At 55.8% G+C, this 16,511-nt stretch carries 16 protein-coding genes; 6 read left to right on the top strand and 10 right to left on the bottom strand.

Features of this window, described 5'->3' with window-relative positions:
- Positions 1-191 precede the first annotated feature (191 nt).
- The 6 genes from ACNKID_RS00060 to ACNKID_RS00085 all read right to left on the bottom strand — a co-directional run bounded on the left by ACNKID_RS00060 (position 192) and on the right by ACNKID_RS00085 (position 4,588).
- Positions 192-524, bottom strand: a complete 333-nt coding sequence (locus tag ACNKID_RS00060) for a DUF5666 domain-containing protein (protein WP_417911385.1) — start codon at positions 522-524, stop codon at positions 192-194.
- A gap of 165 nt (positions 525-689) precedes the next feature.
- Positions 690-1,079, bottom strand: a complete 390-nt coding sequence (locus ACNKID_RS00065; RefSeq protein WP_417911386.1) for a hypothetical protein — start codon at positions 1,077-1,079, stop codon at positions 690-692.
- Between the two features lie 64 nt (positions 1,080-1,143).
- Entirely contained in the window at positions 1,144-1,485 is a 342-nt protein-coding gene (locus ACNKID_RS00070; protein WP_417911387.1) for a hypothetical protein, read from the bottom strand.
- Between the two features lie 108 nt (positions 1,486-1,593).
- Entirely contained in the window at positions 1,594-1,941 is a 348-nt protein-coding gene (locus ACNKID_RS00075; protein WP_417911388.1) for a DUF5666 domain-containing protein, read from the bottom strand.
- A 584-nt stretch (positions 1,942-2,525) separates the two neighbouring features.
- Entirely contained in the window at positions 2,526-3,125 is a 600-nt protein-coding gene (locus ACNKID_RS00080) for a murein L,D-transpeptidase catalytic domain family protein (protein ID WP_417911389.1), read from the bottom strand.
- A gap of 56 nt (positions 3,126-3,181) precedes the next feature.
- Positions 3,182-4,588 carry a hypothetical protein gene (locus ACNKID_RS00085; RefSeq protein WP_417911390.1) on the bottom strand — a complete coding sequence of 469 codons (1,407 nt, stop codon included), beginning with the start codon at positions 4,586-4,588 and terminating at the stop codon, positions 3,182-3,184.
- A gap of 105 nt (positions 4,589-4,693) precedes the next feature.
- On the opposite strand from ACNKID_RS00085, the gene ACNKID_RS00090 reads away from it, so the two are divergent.
- The gene (locus tag ACNKID_RS00090; RefSeq protein WP_417911391.1) at positions 4,694-4,942 is read left to right on the top strand and encodes a hypothetical protein; all 249 of its coding nucleotides are present in this window, start codon (positions 4,694-4,696) and stop codon (positions 4,940-4,942) included.
- Between the two features lie 516 nt (positions 4,943-5,458).
- On the opposite strand, the gene ACNKID_RS00095 is transcribed toward ACNKID_RS00090, so the two are convergent.
- A complete protein-coding gene (locus ACNKID_RS00095) occupies positions 5,459-6,457 on the bottom strand; it encodes an elongator complex protein 3 (RefSeq protein WP_417911392.1) in 999 nt (332 codons plus the stop codon).
- A 12-nt stretch (positions 6,458-6,469) separates the two neighbouring features.
- Positions 6,470-8,488 carry a S1 family peptidase gene (locus ACNKID_RS00100; RefSeq protein WP_417911393.1) on the bottom strand — a complete coding sequence of 673 codons (2,019 nt, stop codon included), beginning with the start codon at positions 8,486-8,488 and terminating at the stop codon, positions 6,470-6,472.
- 220 nt (positions 8,489-8,708) lie between these two features.
- Between ACNKID_RS00100 and ACNKID_RS00105 the strand changes: the two genes are divergently transcribed.
- The 3 genes from ACNKID_RS00105 to ACNKID_RS00115 are packed head-to-tail and all read left to right on the top strand — an operon-like array spanning position 8,709 to position 10,378.
- Entirely contained in the window at positions 8,709-9,131 is a 423-nt protein-coding gene (locus tag ACNKID_RS00105; protein ID WP_417911394.1) for a pancreas/duodenum homeobox protein 1, read from the top strand.
- Between the two features lie 22 nt (positions 9,132-9,153).
- A complete protein-coding gene (locus ACNKID_RS00110) occupies positions 9,154-9,759 on the top strand; it encodes a class I SAM-dependent methyltransferase (protein WP_417911395.1) in 606 nt (201 codons plus the stop codon).
- A 55-nt stretch (positions 9,760-9,814) separates the two neighbouring features.
- Positions 9,815-10,378 (top strand): hypothetical protein, encoded by a 564-nt coding sequence (locus tag ACNKID_RS00115; RefSeq protein ID WP_417911396.1) that lies wholly within the window; start codon positions 9,815-9,817, stop codon positions 10,376-10,378.
- A 249-nt stretch (positions 10,379-10,627) separates the two neighbouring features.
- Here ACNKID_RS00115 and ACNKID_RS00120 read toward each other — a convergent pair whose 3' ends face one another.
- The gene (locus tag ACNKID_RS00120; RefSeq protein WP_417911397.1) at positions 10,628-13,231 is read right to left on the bottom strand and encodes a fibronectin type III domain-containing protein; all 2,604 of its coding nucleotides are present in this window, start codon (positions 13,229-13,231) and stop codon (positions 10,628-10,630) included.
- A 392-nt stretch (positions 13,232-13,623) separates the two neighbouring features.
- Between ACNKID_RS00120 and ACNKID_RS00125 the strand changes: the two genes are divergently transcribed.
- Positions 13,624-13,830 (top strand): hypothetical protein, encoded by a 207-nt coding sequence (locus ACNKID_RS00125; RefSeq protein WP_417911398.1) that lies wholly within the window; start codon positions 13,624-13,626, stop codon positions 13,828-13,830.
- A gap of 12 nt (positions 13,831-13,842) precedes the next feature.
- Here the strand turns inward: ACNKID_RS00125 and ACNKID_RS00130 are convergent, their stop codons facing one another.
- Positions 13,843-14,643 carry a hypothetical protein gene (locus ACNKID_RS00130; RefSeq protein ID WP_417911399.1) on the bottom strand — a complete coding sequence of 267 codons (801 nt, stop codon included), beginning with the start codon at positions 14,641-14,643 and terminating at the stop codon, positions 13,843-13,845.
- A gap of 228 nt (positions 14,644-14,871) precedes the next feature.
- Between ACNKID_RS00130 and lon the strand changes: the two genes are divergently transcribed.
- A partial coding sequence (gene lon, locus ACNKID_RS00135; protein WP_417911400.1) for an endopeptidase La occupies positions 14,872-16,511 on the top strand: 1,640 nt, incomplete at its 3' end.

The raw sequence follows: 16,511 nt of genomic DNA on the forward strand, positions 1-16,511 counted from the left end.
TAATATCCGCCGTGCTCGTAGTATTCATCCCGGCTGGCGTAAGCGGAAACAGCGATGAATGAGCAGGTCAATGCAACAGCCAACGAAAAAAATGCGCTTTTCATGATAACTCCTGTTGTTGAAGTCTTGTTCCTGCTTCAGTCAGCATGCCAAAAAGTCAGGAAGAATTGGAAACAAAAACTGCGAAAATCTCAGCGACGGTGGCCTTTCACTTCTATTTCAGAAGCCGCCACGCCGCTGCCGGAGAAATATCCTTCCACTTCGACATACGCGCCGACAGCAGCTCTGCCTCGCTTTTCCTTGATCCTTGTCTGCGGACTCACCTGCACCTCGCGGCCATTCACCCACCAAGTGCCATTATTGACAGCAGGCGGCAGCGCGTCCACTGTGCCGTAAAATTTCGCCCGGCTCTCGTAGCGGCCTTGATGATGATCATCGTCATCGTATTCATAGCGGCTGGCCTCAGCCGCGCTTGCGCTCCACGTGAATGCCGCCGCAATCAGCAAAAGAACAACTCGTTTCATAAATGCCTCCTCCTTTGTTTTTCTCTCATCACCCTTGTTCTCAACCGATGATGAGCATCAATTCTATTCTTTTTGTTTTTAACAAAAAAGGACAGCCAAGAGCAAGCGTTTTCTTGGACTGTCCTTTTCCGGTCTGCCTCAGAGGACGGAGGCAGCGCAGCCAGACTAACGGCGGTACTCGTACAGCTCGTGGTTTCTGTAGCTGTTGTTGTGGCCGTAGTTGCCGCTGCGGTAATTGCTGCTGCGGTAGCCGTTGTTGTTGTAGTTGTTGTAGTTGCTGTTTCTCGGAACATAATTCATGTTGCGGTTGCCGTACTCATACCGCTCATGATCCCGGTAGGTGTTGTTGTAGCCATAGTTGATGTAGCCGTAGGGATTGTAATATCCGCCGTGCTCATAGCCCTCATGATGCTCATAGCCTTCATCTCCGCTTGCCTGAACTGAACCGGCTGCGATAAATGCGAACAACACGCCGCTGACAACTGCCGCAATCTTCTTCATGGTCTGTTCTCCACTTGGGTGATGAATGAAATGGTGTTCTTTTTTATCCCGCATTGCGTTCTCAAACAGGACAGCCAAGAGCTGCCCTTGTTCCTCTCCCTGAGACAGAGCGTCCAAACTAACGGCGGTACTCGTACAGCTCGTGGTTTCTGTAGCTGTTGTTGTAGCCGTAATTGTTGTAGCCGTAGTTGGTGCCGTAGCCGTTGTTGTAGTTGTTGTTGGTGTAGTTGTAGTTGCTGTTCCTCGGAACATAGTTCATGTTGCGGTTGCCGTACTCATACCGCTCATGATCCCGGTAGGTGTTGTTGTAGCCATAGTTGATGTAGCCGTAGGGATTGTAATATCCGCCGTGCTCATAGCCCTCATGATGCTCATAGCCTTCATCTCCGCTTGCCTGAACTGAACCGGCTGCGATAAATGCGAACAACACGCCGCTGACAACTGCCGCAATCTTCTTCATGGTCTGTTCTCCACTTGGGTGATAAATGAACTGCTTGTTTTTTATTCTGCCCTGCGATGGAGGATTTGTTCCGCGTTCAAATCCTCCGTGAACATCAGGCCCGTTTTTTTACCGGTACCCATAGCCGTAGCCGCCGCTTCCGCCTTTCACCTCGATCTCATAGGCGGTGAAGCCGCCGTTGCTGTGATAACCTTCCACCTCGACATACGCGCCAAGTGCCACTCTGCCGTATTTCTCCTTGATTCTTGTGCCGGGGCTGATAACTACCTGCCGGCCGCTCACCATCCAGATGCCGGAAGAAGGCATTGAATCAATGGTGCCGTAGAATTTTGCCCGGCTCTCATAGCCGCCGCGTCCGTATTCGCCATATTCGCCGTACTCGTGACGGCTGGCTTCAGCGGCTCCGGCGGCGGACAGTGTGACAGCAATGGCCAGCAGGGTTAATGCGCGTTTCATGATCAGGTCTCCTTTTTCGGTGTGTTTGTTTGGCTGCGCTGCTGTTTCTCAATCTCATCTGTCTCTACTTTAACAAAAGAAAGATGAACAGCAGATGAACAGCTCTGTTTTTTTTCCGCTCTTCATCTCTGCTGATTCTGACATCCGTCTTCAGTGTCAGATAAAAATGAGAATAATAATTAAAATATTATGTTAACTATCTATATAGTTTTACTTTTTTAATAATAATTAATCTCTTGTTAATATTGAATGTGCTTTGAAGCCAATTCAATATTTTTCTTGCGCGACGAGCCAGCCCCAATACTGCCGGGCTTATGGCAGAGAGAGTTGAACGGACGCTTTTTGCGGAGATTTTTCCCGAAAAAGAAAAAAAGAAAAGGCCGTCGCCTGCTGAAGGCGCGGTTTATTGGATGCACGCAGAATGGGGAGCGGTCAGCACCGCTTTTTTTCTGGGGAGAAGGCGGTTGGACTGGAGCGTCGGATCAAGGAATGATGCCGCCGCGCTGAGATTTTTTTCAAAGAAAAAGGAGCACGGCCGCAGATGTCAGGAAAAAGGGATGCGGAAAGATGGCGGCAGGCAGTCCTCATTCTTCCGCATGTGCGTACAAATATGCAGGCCGCGCCAAAGGCCTGCTCAGTTCAGCCAAGTCGTCGGCGGAGAGCGCAAAACAGCCTTCGCTCCTGCCCAAGCGGAAGCCGCTCCGCCAGTTGAGCAGCATGGACGTTGCCGAGACATAGGGCGCGGCATGAATGATGATCCCTCTGCGCAAGGCCATGCTGTTCCTTTGCGGATCAAGCCCGATCAGGCGGAAGGACAGGCCATGCTTGCCGCTGAACAGCTCCCCGACTTCAAACAGCCCCAAAGATGACTGCAAGGAGCCTTCTCTGTTTGAGAACCGTTCGGCCCATATTCCCCCGGTGTTTTTTCCGTGCGCTGTTCTGGCATAGTGTTCGACGCGGCCTGTTGCAAGATTCATAACTGCCAGACGTTTCGTCTGCGAAGGCTGCGCATAGTCGACAACAATCAGCGTTCCCCGCCGCAGCGGCTGTCCTGTGTGCGCTCTTGCTGCGGCCAGAGCCTGACGGAACGCTTCTCTGCTGACAGACGGCCTCTCAAGACACACGCCAAGCACGACCAAGCAGATCAGCGGAAGCAGGAAGAGCAGGTGCGTTATCTTTTGCATGGCGGCGCAAAAAACGGCTTGGCTGCCAAAAACAGACCGCAGGTCTGCAGCTGCGCTCAGTCCGGCTCGCAAGAGGCGGGCATTGGTTTCTTGCCAAGCTGAACAAGGATGTCCGCATCCAGCTTCAGCAGGCCAGCTTTGCAGTTCTTGCGCATGGCTGCGGCAGTTTTCTCCAGATTGCTGCGGAACATTCTGAGATCATTGTCTGTGAATAGCAGCTCATTGCTGAAATAGCGCTCCAACGTCCTCTGGCTGGCTGGCAAATCCTGCTCCTGCCGCAAGGCGGCGTTGAGCTTGACAAGCCTGAAATAGCTTTCAGGATGAACATGCCTGATTTTCTCAGCTGTCCCGGCACTCATCTGCACATTCGTTTTCCGCGAGCCGCCGCAGTCGTTGTCCTTCAGCAGCATTTCTTCAATCAGCACGCCGCCCTGTTCCAGCAGAGCTTTTTCCTCCGCGCCAATGCTCCAGCCCAGAGCCTTGCCTTGCCGGTTCTTCGCCGCCTTCACCTTGTGCTTCTTGATTTTCCCGCCTTCAACGAACTGATAAATAAATGCCTTTTTATGCTGATTGCCGAAGCGGTCTTGCTGATTCAGCAGCGAGTCGAGCAGCACCATGTCCGCCAGATCGCGCACATATTGCGTCCATTGCACTGTCCGCCGCAGCTTGTCGTCCTGCGTGACAGAACCGATGTTCGGCTTGGCGACAAGCTGAATGTCAACGCGGGCAGGAATCAGGCTGGCCAGCGGTGCGGAATTGGTCATGGCTTTATAGACCGCTGTGGCGCGGAAGGCTGCGAGACGGGCTTCAGGCGTGCGGGCGGAGGGAGAGCCGTATATCTCGCTGAAAAACCGCTCCTGTTTGGCAATGTCTGTCAGTGCGCCATAGATTTGCTTTTTGTCATTGGTGAACACGCTGGGACTCAGCTCGCGGTAATATTTGTCCCAGCTCGCCCACATCGAGGCGATGGAGCTTGTCCGCCCGGCCTCGCGGATTTTTTTATGCTTGGCCAAATTCATGGTCCGCAGCACCGCCTCCGGCACGTTGCCTGCGCCGCCCAGATAGCGCGAGAGCTGATAATACGCCAGAATCGCAGGCGCGTAGCTGCATGTGACAGAGGATTTCAGCTTTGCTTCCCGCGCAAACTCGCCTTTGCCTTGGTCAAACACGCTGACAATAACTGCCGGGTTGGTGCTGTTGTTCTTCGCCTCCAATTTAATTTTTCTGGCATCGGCATAGAAATCCCAGCCGCACATCTCCTCCTGCTTCTTGTCCGCCTTCTGATTTGCGCTCAAGGGAAAATTTTTCGGAATAATGCACACCTCATTGAGGGAATGCCGAACAGTTTTCTGCCCTCGCGGCGCGGAGAGATCAAAGGCTGCGGCCTGTGTCTGCCAGAAAATAGCAAGCGTAAAGGAAAGCAGCATTGGCGCGGCGCACTGCGCAACTTTGTCGAGCAACATGGATTTCCTCCTGCAAGAATGGAGAATGGCGGAAAAATAGAATATGAACGCTGCCTGCGTTCATATTTCCGCAGCGGCTGAATTGCACGTGAAAGATTATATCGGATGACAAACAAGCTCTTCGCCCTGTCGCAGCAGCGGCAGCAGCGGGATATTCCGCACGATACCAGCGGAAACGGCAATTTGTCAACAAACATTCTTCTGCCGACAAGGGTGAAAGATTTTTTGCGCCTGCGGTATTTGGATGGCCATCTCTGGGACGAAACATCTTTCGCCCTGACAGCATTCCGGCAATGCCAGCAAGGGCAAAAGATTTTTTGCCCCTACGGTGATTCCTTGCTCTGCTCGGCATGACAGAAATTCTGGCAGCTTGCCTGTCAGATAGACGAGGCAACCCAAGTTTGGAGTGGATTGCCCGAAAGACAGATGCGGCAATTCAAATCTGGGATGCCTTGCCCGAAAGATAGACGAGGCAACCCAAGTCTGGAGTGACTTGCCTGAAATATAGATGCCGCACTTCAAATCTTGGATGCCTTGCCCGAAATATAGATGAGGCAACCCAAGTTTGGAGTGGCTTACCTGAAATATAGATGCCGCACTTCAAATCTGGGATGCCTTGCCCGAAATATAGATGAGGCAACCCAAGTTTGGAGTGGCTTACCTGAAATATAGATGCCGCACTTCAAATCTGGGATGGCTTGCCCGAAATATAGATGAGGCAACCCAAGTCTGGGGTGGCTTGCCTGAAAGATAGATGCCGCACTGCAAATCTGGGATGGCTTGGCTGAAAGACAGATGCGGCAATTTAAATCTGGGGTGACTTGGCTATCAGATAGATACGCTGCCTGAAAGACAGATTCCGCAGCGCAGTCATGCTTGCAGCAGGCGGACGTTTCCCCGCTTCTGCTCAGGATCATTGACCAAAATGATCCGCCGCCACAGCCCAAGCTGCCGCAGCCGGTCGATGTTCGCTGATTTGAGGCCGCGAAAGGCGGACTGATCGCGCGGATTGACGCGCAGGCGGACAGTTTCGCTTTTGGCCTGCGCCAGCAGCCTGCGGGTCTGCCGCAGCAGCAGGCGCGAGCTGACCAATTCGCCAAAGGCCGGATGCCACGGCCCGGCCAGCAGGGATGATTCCAGCTCCTCTCCTGCCTGAAGACCAGTCCGTATCACGCGGATGCCTGCCTGCTCAAACCGCTCCTTCATGAAAGCGGTCAAGAGCACGGCCTTGGCCACGCTGAGCGGCGTGTAGCGGCCTTGCGCGTGGAGATCGGCCAGCCCGCTGTTTTTCACAACCAAGAGCGGATAGAGGCGGACGAAATCAGGCCGCAGCGTTATAACCCGCCCGACAGTGCGGCGCAGGCTGGCGCGGCTGTCGCCGGGCAATCCGATCAGCAGCTGAATGCCGGTTTCCAGCCCTGCCTGACGCAGAACAGCGGCGGCCTGCTCTGTGGCTGCCGCGTCATGGCCGCGTCCTGCTGCTGTCAATACTGCGTCATTCATGGACTGCGCCCCAAGCTCCACAGTGGCCACGCCGTGCGCTTTGAGAAAATCAGCCTGCTCTGCGTCCATGCAGTCAGGCCGGGTGGAAAGCCGCAGCGAGCGCAGCTGGCCTGATTCTAAAAAGGGACGGGCCGCCAGCAGCAGCTCCTTCTGCCGTGCACGGGGCAAGGCGGTGAAGCTGCCGCCATAAAAGGCGGCCTGCGTCTCGCTCCTGCCGCTGGCACACCTGCGCCCCAGCCATGCCGCGATTTCCGCCTGCACGGTTTCCGGCGTGACCGGCTTGCTCCAGCCGCTGATCCGGTGCTGATTGCAGAACAGGCAGCGGTGCGGACAGCCTTCGTGGGGAATGAAAATGGGGATGATCAACGGGCAGCAGGCTCAGAAGAACTTTATCCCCTGAACAAACTTGGCGCAGTCCTCCTCGATGCTGCCCTCTTCTTCCGCCGCGCTTTTGTACGCGCAGCCGACGGTGAAGAGCATGTCGAATTTTTTTCCGTCAAAGGCGGTCACATTTTTTTTTGTCTGCTGCATGGCGTTGTGAATGATGCGGCGGTCGCCTTTGTCAATCACCTTGCCGGAGAACTCGCCGCTGCTGCTGACCGCCTCCTTCCAAGCGTTCCCATAGCCTTCCTCGCTGAACGGCCCCGGCTCCCAGAGAGGCTGGATGCGGTAGTTGGCCTGACTGCCCTTCTGCGGGAACAGCTCGAAACGGACCAGATCTTCAGCCAGCAGCTGGCTGTTGTCATAGCCGAGATGCACATGCAGCGAGGATTTGCCGCTGATTTTCGGACTGCTGAACTCCAGCTGGAAATTTTTCAGACGCACCTTCAGGCTGCTGCCGTTTCTGATGATTTCCGCTTGTTGGAAAAAGGCGGGCAAATGCTTTTTTCCCAAGGTAAGATACTCGGCCCAGTCGTCCACGTCGCCTTCATAGCCGACCAGCGTTTCGTCGCAGGCATCTTTGACGCTTTCAAAATACCCCAGCTTGAGGAGGCCCGCCGGTTTGGTCGTCATGTTGCAGAGCGCGCCTTTCGGATGCGGCAGGCAGTGGCTGTAAAGAAAAGAGTTGTTATGATCGCGGAACCAGAGGGATGAAGTCCACGTCCTGCCCAGCCGGTCCTGCCAGACTGAAACCTGCTCCGGCTCGCCGAAACTGGTGATGCGGACTTTTTCCGTGCCAAGGTGGCGGTAGTTCGGCTCTGCTTTGAGCAGGGTGTCCATAATCAGCTTGGGCGATTCGACAAAAGTCTTCAGCGGGATGTCCGGGGCTTTTTCAACCAAAGCCTGAAAGGCGAAATGCAGCGAATCGCCACGATGCACATTCTGCTCGGCGGAGAGCGGCAGCTTGTTCAGGCTGTAGCCCGCCGCGCTCCATTTTTTGAAATCAATGTCCGGGGTCAGAGAGGCGAAGCCTTGGGCAATGGGCTGATTGCGGAGGAAGTCGCGGAAACGTTCCCCTTTGGGAAAATTCTTCTCCTTGACCCGCTCTGTCAGCTCCTTGCCAAGGTGTTGGTAAAAATCGTCCAAGGCATTCTGCGCCTGCTCCGCCACAACCGCCGCCGGAGCGGGCAGAGGAAGGCTGAACAGCCAGTCTTTGACCACGGTTTCGTCCGTGCCCGCGATCTCGACCGTGACATTGCGGAGTTGGAATTCCGCCTTGTCAGTCAGCTTGCTCAGCTCGCTGACCGGCACGGCAATATTGTAATTTTCACCTGTGTTGGCCCGCTGCACTATCACGCCCGCGACCTCTCCGGCCACAGTGAGCAGCGGGCCGCCGCTGTTGCCCGGCGAGGCGGGCGAGGAGAAGCGGATGTTCTTCCACAGGCCGTATTCGCGCTCGTCGGTGAAGGAGGCCACCTGTCCGGCCCGGTAGGAAATGCCTTCGCCAAGGGCGTTGCCTGCGGAAAAGACTGTGTCGCCCACCTCCAGCCCGTTGCTGATGAACTTGAGCGGCTCAATCCGTTCCGGGTATTCCTTCAGGTCAAAAACGAGCATGTCGCGGACGTTCGAGCACTTGCGGATATTGCCCACCGGATAAACCTTGCCTGCTCCGTCGCGGATGAAGTGCTCTTTCAGCAAGGAGAAGCTCGGCAGATCGAAGACATGGGCCGCTGTCATCAGTTCTTTTCCGCTGATGAAAAAAGCGGTGCCGATGCTGTGATATTTCTCGTTCCGCTCGCGGAAGTCCAGCTTGTCAAACGGCAGCGGTCGGTCGTACTCAATTTTGCCGCTTTCCAGCTTCGGCGTGACCACTTCGTAAATGCTGTGACTGAGCTGCCTGATCAGCTCCTTGCTGAGAAATTTGACGCTGTTCCCGTCCTCCGCCTGAGCCGTTGCAACAGCGGCCAGCGTGAGGAGCGCGGCGAGCAAAGCCGCTGTGATTCTTTTCCTGTTCATTGAAGAAGTCTCCGCTGATGGTGCTGCCAAATGAAAAAAATGAGGCTGAACAGAGATCAGCCTCGCTCAGCATGTTCAAGGATGATACCCGCTGCGCTGAGGATGCGCAAGCTCTCGCAGGGGAAACAAAGGTTTTCCGTGTCAGCGGTCTCAGGTTGAATTCTCCCGCTGTTTCGGGTAGATTTGCCAGCAGTTTTCCTGAAACTGCGCATCAGCGCGATTGATCAAGCCTGCCTTCAACCCGATTCCGATGAATTCCATGCACGAAATTTTCACTGATGATGTCCTCAGCCAGCTCTTTCCAGCCCAGCGCACCGCCGATTTTTTTGAAGCCCTGTTTGGCGACGCGGAAGAGGGCGCATATGATATCGCCCTGACGTTCAAAGGGCAGGACAGCAGCGGCCTGCATTTCAGCCTTGATCTGCACGAGCGGCCTGGCCGCTGTCTGGCCTGCAACCTGACCAGCGGCCTGCCGGAAGTTTTCGCCCGGCACAAGGTGATCAACATCGCCGGGCTGGTGGCGGAGATTGAGCAGAAGCTGGCCGGGAGGGCCAAATGCGGGAGCTGGAAGCTGGGCCGCACCCAGCAGGTGAGCAGAAGCCTGCACTGCATTCCCTTGCAGATCAGTTTGGCGCAGGCATAAAATTCTTGACAGGAGCTGAACAATGCAAGAAAAACATGCGTGGGAGGAACGCTACGGGCAGAAAAAAACGCCTTGGGACACAGGCCGCCCAGACAGTCATTTGGTGCGGCTTGTTGCAGCATGGCCTAAGACTGGTGGAAGAGTGCTGGAAGTCGGCTGCGGCACCGGCACCAACGCGGTCTGGCTGGCACAACAGGGTTTTCAGGTCACAGGCTTGGATTTTTCATCCAAAGCTGTTGAGCTGGCCAAGCAGCGGGCGGAGCAGAATGGAGCGCAATGCTCTTTTGCGGCGGATGATTTTCTTTCATGGCAGCCGGAAGGCGGTCCGTTCAGCCTGCTCTTCGACCGGGGCTGCTTTCATTGCATGGGCACTGACGAGCAGCGGAGCCGTTTTGTCAGCCAAGCCGCCGCCTGTCTTGAATCCGGCGGCCTTTGGTTCAGTCTGATCGGCAACAGTGACCAGCAGATGGCAGGCGAAGGGCCGCCCCGGCTTTCCGCAGCGCAGCTCTGCGCCAGCGTTGAACCGTCTTTTGAGGTGCTGCAGCTGGAAAGTTGTTTCTTTGACTCCTCCAATAATCCGCCGGAGCTGCTCCGTTTCTGGCAATGCCTGATGCGGGTGCGAAAATAATTCGGCCCGGCAGCCGCTCCGTGTGCAACATAAACAAAGCTGGGAGAGAAACGCGATGATCAGGAGCATCCGAACTGCCGCCATGCTGGCGGTGCTGCCGCTGCTCGGCGGCTGCGGGATCAAAGATCGGGCAGAGGCGGTCTGGGAGCGCATTCCTTCGGCCTTGGAAGAGGTGCCTTTTCTGCATCAAGAGGAAAACCGCCCTGCTGTCGGCGCGGTCTATCCTCCCACTGTCAAGGCGGAGCCTATTTTTCAGGCCGATCAGGCTCCGGCAGCCTGCAAGGTCTTTGCCCATCTGCTGATCTGGATTCCGGCGGAAGCCAATGGCCGGGGCATCGCCAAAGTCACGGCCAAGGAAGCCATGCGCTGGGGCGCGGACATGATGCTGATTGGCAGAAGCCGCAAAGCCGTCAAGGACATGGGGCTGGATTTTGTTTACTATGGCCCGGAGCAGCCCTACAACAGCCATGACAACTGGCGCGGCTGGCGGTTCGGCTATGAGGAATGGATAAATCAAGGCGGATGGGTCACGCTGGGCTATGACGAATGGGGAAAAAGCGACGCGTGGTTCAGAGAACCGCTGGTGATTCAGGCTGCCTTTCTCCGCTGTCAGAACTAGCTGAACAACTCCAATGGATCAAGAGCTTGGCAGTTTGCGCGTAGGGGCAAAAAATCTTTTGCCCTTGTCGGCATCACAGGAATTCTGTTTGGACGAAATTTTTTCGCCCTTGCGGCACGTGGCGTTTCACCGTAGGGGCGGTTCGCGAACCGCCCCTACTTTCTTGACAAACAAGCCGGACGGAACCGCGCAATAAAAAAGCCCCGGACAAACCGCCGGGGCTTTTTCTTTTTATTTGCCGCCTGCCTGCTAGGCCGGATTATTGCTGATCCAGTTCAGCACCGCCTGATATTTCGGCGCGGTCGCAGGATTCTGCTTAGGATAGCGCAGAAGTCCCCAGCTGCCCCAGCGGGTGTATTCACATAATGAAGCGAAAGCGCAGTACATGCCGCCGCCCATTTCCCGCCATTTGTTCAAGTCCATTGTGTAAACGCCATTCATCTCCTGCGAGAGATTGGCGGCAACGAACTTCTGAGTCAGCGGGTCAATGCTGCCGGTGTCAACGCCGTTGCAGGCTCCGCCGGTGAAGTGCTGGCCGCCTTCATAGGCAAGCATAGGCTTGTTGACGGAGCGGGCGTAATTGATGCAGTCCTGCACGCCCTCCCATGCTGTGGGCAGGGCGGATGTTCTGATGTCATTGAAGAACTGAGGCAAAGTCCACGCAATGACATTCTGATGTTTCTCGCAGGCGTATTCATGACCGAAATACGGAGCAATGGCAAAGGCATCCACCTTGTTCCGCGCATTTTCATGATTAAACATCACTTCCAAGCCCCAGCGGTTGCCCTGCTGGCCGCCGAGGACTCTGATCAGCCGCGAGGTTCCGCCGAATTCCCGCTCAAAGATGTCGTAAATCTGCACGCAGCGGCGTGAATACCAGCGGATGTGCCGCTCATACGAATCGCCGATGTTCGGATAGGTCGCCTGTCCGTTGGCTTGACAGTAACTCGCCTGAGTGAACATGTAATTCCAGCATTCATTCGAGTATTCAACATAAACCTTCAAATCAGATGCCAGCGTGCTCCGCAAGAGCCGCGCCATTTGGGTGACATAGTTGTCATCCGCCTGATGCGGCACGCAGATCCACGCGTCGGTGTGCAGCCGGTTGCAGAGATCAGCGATCAGTTCAAGCGGAACGCCGCTCCGGTCATTGTAGGTGTATCGCGACAAGGTTGTTCGCTGCTCCCATCTGGTCTGACTGGAGTTGTTGGTGGCCATCCAGTCCATGAAACGGATGACTTTGAACCGGTTCCAGAGGCTGAGATGGTAAGGCCGCCAGGGATTGCTCTGATAGTCGTTTTCGTAGATCGCAGGCAGGAGGCGGATGTTGCGGATATGATTGCCGGCAGTCACCGCAGTGATGCTGATCCAGCGGTTGCCTGGCTGCGGGCTGACATTGTACACAATCCGGCCCGGCGCAGAGCTGACCCGCGCCACTCCCGCGCCTTCAAAGGCTATCGTGCCCGCGCCTTCATAAAGCAAGACATACTGCCCCATTTCATACACTTCAGCCGGGGTTTCGCTGAGCATCACATAGGCGATGGCCTGCTGCCCGCTGCCGAGGGAAGTGATCCAGCCGTTGGCATCGAGCTGCGATGCCGGGAAGTTGCCGTCGTTCCACGGCCTCGCGGTCTTGAACAGATCTTTGAAGGGCTGATCGGTGGTGTATTCATTCACGCTGGACAGATTGATGCCCATCCGTGACCTGCTGTTGGGATAGGTTGTGCCGTTGCTCGGCAAGGTGGTGACGTTGAGTGCTGCGTTTTGCGCTGCCGAGACGTTGCCTGCCGCGTCTCTCGCCCGCACCGTCACGGAATAGGCGGTGTTTGCGGCAAGGCCGGTGATGTTCAGCGCAGTCGTTGGATGATTGACTGTGCCGCGTGATGCGCCGTTCACAAAAACTTCGTAGCTGGCAACGCCGACGTTGTCAGTTGAGGCATTCCAGCTCACGGTGAAGCTGCTGCTTGTGATGTTCGATGCGGCCAAGCCTGCCGGAACGCTTGGTGCTTGCGTGTCTGGTGTCGACCCTGCCAAGGTTCTGACGCTGAGAGGAGTGTTTTGCGCTGCCGAGACGTTGCCTGCCGCGTCTCTCGCCCGCACGGTCACGGAATAGGGAGTGTTCGCGGCAAGGCCGGTGATGTTCAGCGACGTTGCCAGGTGATTTACCCTGCCGCGTGATGTGGTTCCGGTGAACACCTCGTAACTTGCAACGCCGACGTTGTCAGTTGAGGCATTCCAGCTCACGGTGAAGCTGCTGCTTGTGATGTTCGATGCGGTCAAGCCTGCCGGAACGCTTGGTGCTTGAATGTCTGCTGTATTGCTGATGCTGACTGCGCCAATCACTTCCAAATCAAGCCCAGCCACTCCAGCCTGCCGCTCGCCGATGCCGACAGATTCCCATTCGTCGGTGTGGCCATAGATATACAGGCGGAATTCAACCGGCGTTGTTATCCCGCTGATGCCGACAAGAGGAATGGAAGTCAGCGGGAGGAAAATTTGCGTCGCCTGAAAGGTTTTTATTTCGTTCCCGGCAGCAAAAGGCTTGCTGTTTGAGAACAAAGAAAACTGCCTGGCCCTGTTCTGGCTGACCGGGCGCAGCTTTATTTCTGTGATGGTGACGTTTCTGCCGCTTTGCGGTGTTATGGTGAAAGAAATGTATTCGTTGTCGGCAATGGCCTCGTTCAATGTTTTTTTAGTCTGCTTTCTGCCTGTCAGTCCATTGCCTAAATAATTAAATGCAAGCAGGCCGCTGCCGAATCCTGTCGCGCAGGAAACACCTACCGCAACTGTTGAGGCAGGAATATTCGTCTGCCCGCCTTTTCCCTTGAAATCCCATCCGCATATTGTAGCCATGACAGCCTCCCTGTTTTTGTTTGATGCAAATACTCAATGCAACGCTGAGTTCATTAAACAGGGGGAATTTTTCTTTGTCAAGGCATGTCGGCGCAATTGCCCGGCAGCGCAGAAGCGGGACAGTTTGCGCCGCCTTCGTTGCCGCATCGTTCAATGCACGGAGCCGCTGCCGCACCGCACGCTTTCTGTGAGAAATTTCAGACTTTCTTTGTCTCGAAGAAGACGTGCTCCGCCGCAAAGCAGACCTGAAACGTCACGTTTCAGGCTTGCTTTGACTCGTTTCAAGCATGAAACGCCTCATTTCAAGCCAGAAATGCCTCGTTGCAGACTTGAAACGTCACGTTTCAGACTTGCTTTGACTCGTTTCAAGCCAGAAACGCCTCGTTGCAGACTTGAAACGTCACGTTTCAGACTTGCTTCGCCTCGTTTCAGGCATGAAATGCCTCATTGCAAGCCAGAAACGAGGCGTTGCTGACTTGAAAGGTCACGTTTCAAGCCAGAAACGCCTCAAAGCAGGCGTGCTTTTCCTCGTAGAAAACAAAGTTTCTCTTCAGGCAGGCTGTCTCAGCCATGCGGCAGGGAAAACATCTTCGCCTTGATGCAAGAAAGGATTACCGCAGCACAGATCTCGGCGGATGATACCCCGACGGCGCGGTGGTGTTGGGCAGCAGCAGGCTGTCGAAACCGAGCAGCGTGCCGGGATTGGTGACGGAATTGCAGCCGGTCTGCGCCCGGTCGCCAAGTATGGCCCCGAATTTGCGCAGGCCGCTGTCAATCGGGCCGGACGGCGTTTTTATCTGCACATTGCCGGGCAGAAAGCGGAGATTGGCGAATTTTGTGCCTGCGCCGAGATTGGCCGCGCCGCCAAGGATGGAATCGCCGAGATAGGCGAAATGACCTGCCTTCGAGTCGTTGAGAAAAATGGAATGTTTGACCTCTGTGGCATGGCCGATCACGCAGCGGCGGCCTGTCAGACAATAGCCGCGCACGTAAGCTCCCTGCCGCACTTCAGTGCAGTCTCCAAAAACCGCAGGCTCTTTGATCAGCGCGCCGGATTCGATCAGCACGCCCTTGCCGAGCAGAATGCGGCTGCCCATCAGCACTGCTCCGGCCATGATCACGGAAGCACCAGGCAGATCTTGGCCGTCGCGGCTCACCCGCAGCTTGCCTTTGTTCGTGTCACCGTACACAATCTCGCAGCCCTCCGCTGTCTGCAATGTTCCCTCATGAAAAATCAGAGGACAGGGCAGCGGCACGCCGTCGCGCAGCTGCTCGTGACGGAGCTGGCCGTAATCCAGCCTGTTCATGTAGTCTTTCAGCTGGTTCAATGCAGCCCAGACCGGCTCGCTGCCGGCAAAAAGGGCACTATGGGCGAAGTCGCTCAGGTCAAAAAATGAAGGGGCGGAAAACATGCGTCACCTTGCTGGATGAGAGGGAAAAGAGCCGCGCAGGATGCCGGATGCGGTTTTTTTGCGTCCGGCTGCGTCCCCTGCTTGACTTACTATAAGGTTATGTTTAAGTTCTTTCAACCATTGATGCGGCAGCCCGCTGCGCGCCTGTTGGCCGCAGGCGGCGTTCTGTCGGCAACATCCTGATCTCAGGAGGACAAATTGCAGAGCGACGATTCACTGTCCAGCAGCATGGACGATTTTGCGGACAGCGTTCAGGACACCGACATTCCCGAAGAGCTGCCGATGATGGCGGTGCGGGATGTGGTGGTCTTCAACTACATGATCCTGCCGCTCTTTGTCGGACGGCCCAGTTCCGTCTCCGCTGTGAACGAGGCCATGGGCGGCAGCAAGATGATGATGCTTGTCACCCAGAAAGAGGTCTCCAGCGACAAGCCGGAGCCGGACGATCTGTATGAGGTGGGCATGGTTGTGCAGATTATGCGCACACTCAAGCTGCCGGACGGCAGGCTGAAGGTGCTGGTGCAGGCTCTGTCCAAAGCCCGCATCACCGACTACAAACAGAAGGAGCCGCATTTCCGCGTCGGCATCGCCTTGGTTGAGGAAGATGAGACCGGGACTGAGATCACCGTGGAGATTGAGGCGTTGATGCGTCTGGTGCGCGAGCAGACTGAGAAGATCATGTCGCTGCGCGGCGCACTTTCCGCCGATCTGATGGGAATCGTCAACAGCATCGAGGAGCCGGGCAGGCTGGCTGATCTGGTCGGCTCCAACCTCCGCCTCAAGGTGGGCGAGTCGCAGAAGATACTGGAGACAGTTGATCCGCTGGAGCGGCTGCGCTTGGTTGCCAATCTGCTCAACAAAGAGCTGGAAGTGGCGGCGGTGCAGGCCAAGATTCAGTCTGACGCGCGGGAGGAGATGTCGAAATCGCAGCGGGAGTACTATCTGCGCGAGCAGATGCAGGCTCTGAAAAAAGAGCTGGGCGACGACGACTCCTACACCGAGGACATTGAGGAGCTGCAAAAGAAGATCTCCAAAAAGAAGCTGCCCAAGCACGCACGCAAAGAGGCCCTCAAGGAACTGAAGCGGCTGGAGATGATGCACCCGGATGCCTCCGAGGCCAACATCATCCGCACCTACATTGAGTGGATTATTGACCTGCCGTGGAAGAAGTCCTCGACTGATCTGCTTGACTTGATCAAAGCGGCGGCAGTGCTGGATGAAGATCACTTCGGCTTGGAGAAGGTCAAGGAGCGCATCCTTGAATTTCTTGCAGTGCGCAAGCTGAACACGGAGACCAAAGGGCCGATCCTCTGCTTTGTCGGCCCGCCGGGCGTGGGCAAGACTTCTTTGGGCAAGGCTGTGGCGCGGGCGATGGGCCGCAAGTTCTACCGTCTTTCTCTTGGCGGAATGCGCGACGAGGCTGAGATTCGTGGCCACCGCCGCACTTACATTGGCGCAATGCCGGGCCGCATCTTGCAAGGACTGAAAAGCGCGGGCACCTGCAACCCGGTCTTCATGATGGACGAGATCGACAAAATCGGCTCCGACTACCGGGGCGATCCTTCCTCGGCCCTGCTCGAAGTCCTCGACCCGGAGCAGAACAACACCTTCTCCGACCATTACATGAACATGCCCTTTGATCTCTCCAAGGTCATGTTCATCACTACGGCCAACCGCACCGACACCATCCCCGGCCCGCTGATGGACCGCATGGAGGTGATTGAAATCGCGGGCTACACGCAGGAGGAGAAGAAGGCCATCGCCCGCACCTACCTCCTGCCCCGGCAGGCCAAGGAGAACGGCATCAAACTCAGTCAGGTCAAGATGGACGACAGCATCATTGATCTGATCATCAGCAGCTACACCGA

It is taken from the genome of Candidatus Electronema sp. TJ (assembly GCF_048287355.1).
Classification (GTDB): Bacteria; Desulfobacterota; Desulfobulbia; order Desulfobulbales; family Desulfobulbaceae; genus Electronema.

Bases quoted from the DNA above. Each gene is read 5' to 3' on its own strand.
- ACNKID_RS00060 (WP_417911385.1), bottom strand. From the start codon at position 524: ATGAAACGAGTTGTTCTTTTGCTGATTGCGGCGGCATTCACGTGGAGC.
- ACNKID_RS00065 (WP_417911386.1), bottom strand. From the start codon at position 1,079: ATGCGGGATAAAAAAGAACACCATTTCATTCATCACCCAAGTGGAGAA.
- ACNKID_RS00070 (WP_417911387.1), bottom strand. From the start codon at position 1,485: ATGAAGAAGATTGCGGCAGTTGTCAGCGGCGTGTTGTTCGCATTTATC.
- ACNKID_RS00075 (WP_417911388.1), bottom strand. From the start codon at position 1,941: ATGAAACGCGCATTAACCCTGCTGGCCATTGCTGTCACACTGTCCGCC.
- ACNKID_RS00080 (WP_417911389.1), bottom strand. From the start codon at position 3,125: ATGCAAAAGATAACGCACCTGCTCTTCCTGCTTCCGCTGATCTGCTTG.
- ACNKID_RS00085 (WP_417911390.1), bottom strand. From the start codon at position 4,588: ATGTTGCTCGACAAAGTTGCGCAGTGCGCCGCGCCAATGCTGCTTTCC.
- ACNKID_RS00090 (WP_417911391.1), top strand. From the start codon at position 4,694: ATGACAAACAAGCTCTTCGCCCTGTCGCAGCAGCGGCAGCAGCGGGAT.
- ACNKID_RS00100 (WP_417911393.1), bottom strand. From the start codon at position 8,488: ATGAACAGGAAAAGAATCACAGCGGCTTTGCTCGCCGCGCTCCTCACG.
- ACNKID_RS00110 (WP_417911395.1), top strand. From the start codon at position 9,154: ATGCAAGAAAAACATGCGTGGGAGGAACGCTACGGGCAGAAAAAAACG.
- ACNKID_RS00115 (WP_417911396.1), top strand. From the start codon at position 9,815: ATGATCAGGAGCATCCGAACTGCCGCCATGCTGGCGGTGCTGCCGCTG.
- ACNKID_RS00120 (WP_417911397.1), bottom strand. From the start codon at position 13,231: ATGGCTACAATATGCGGATGGGATTTCAAGGGAAAAGGCGGGCAGACG.
- ACNKID_RS00130 (WP_417911399.1), bottom strand. From the start codon at position 14,643: ATGTTTTCCGCCCCTTCATTTTTTGACCTGAGCGACTTCGCCCATAGT.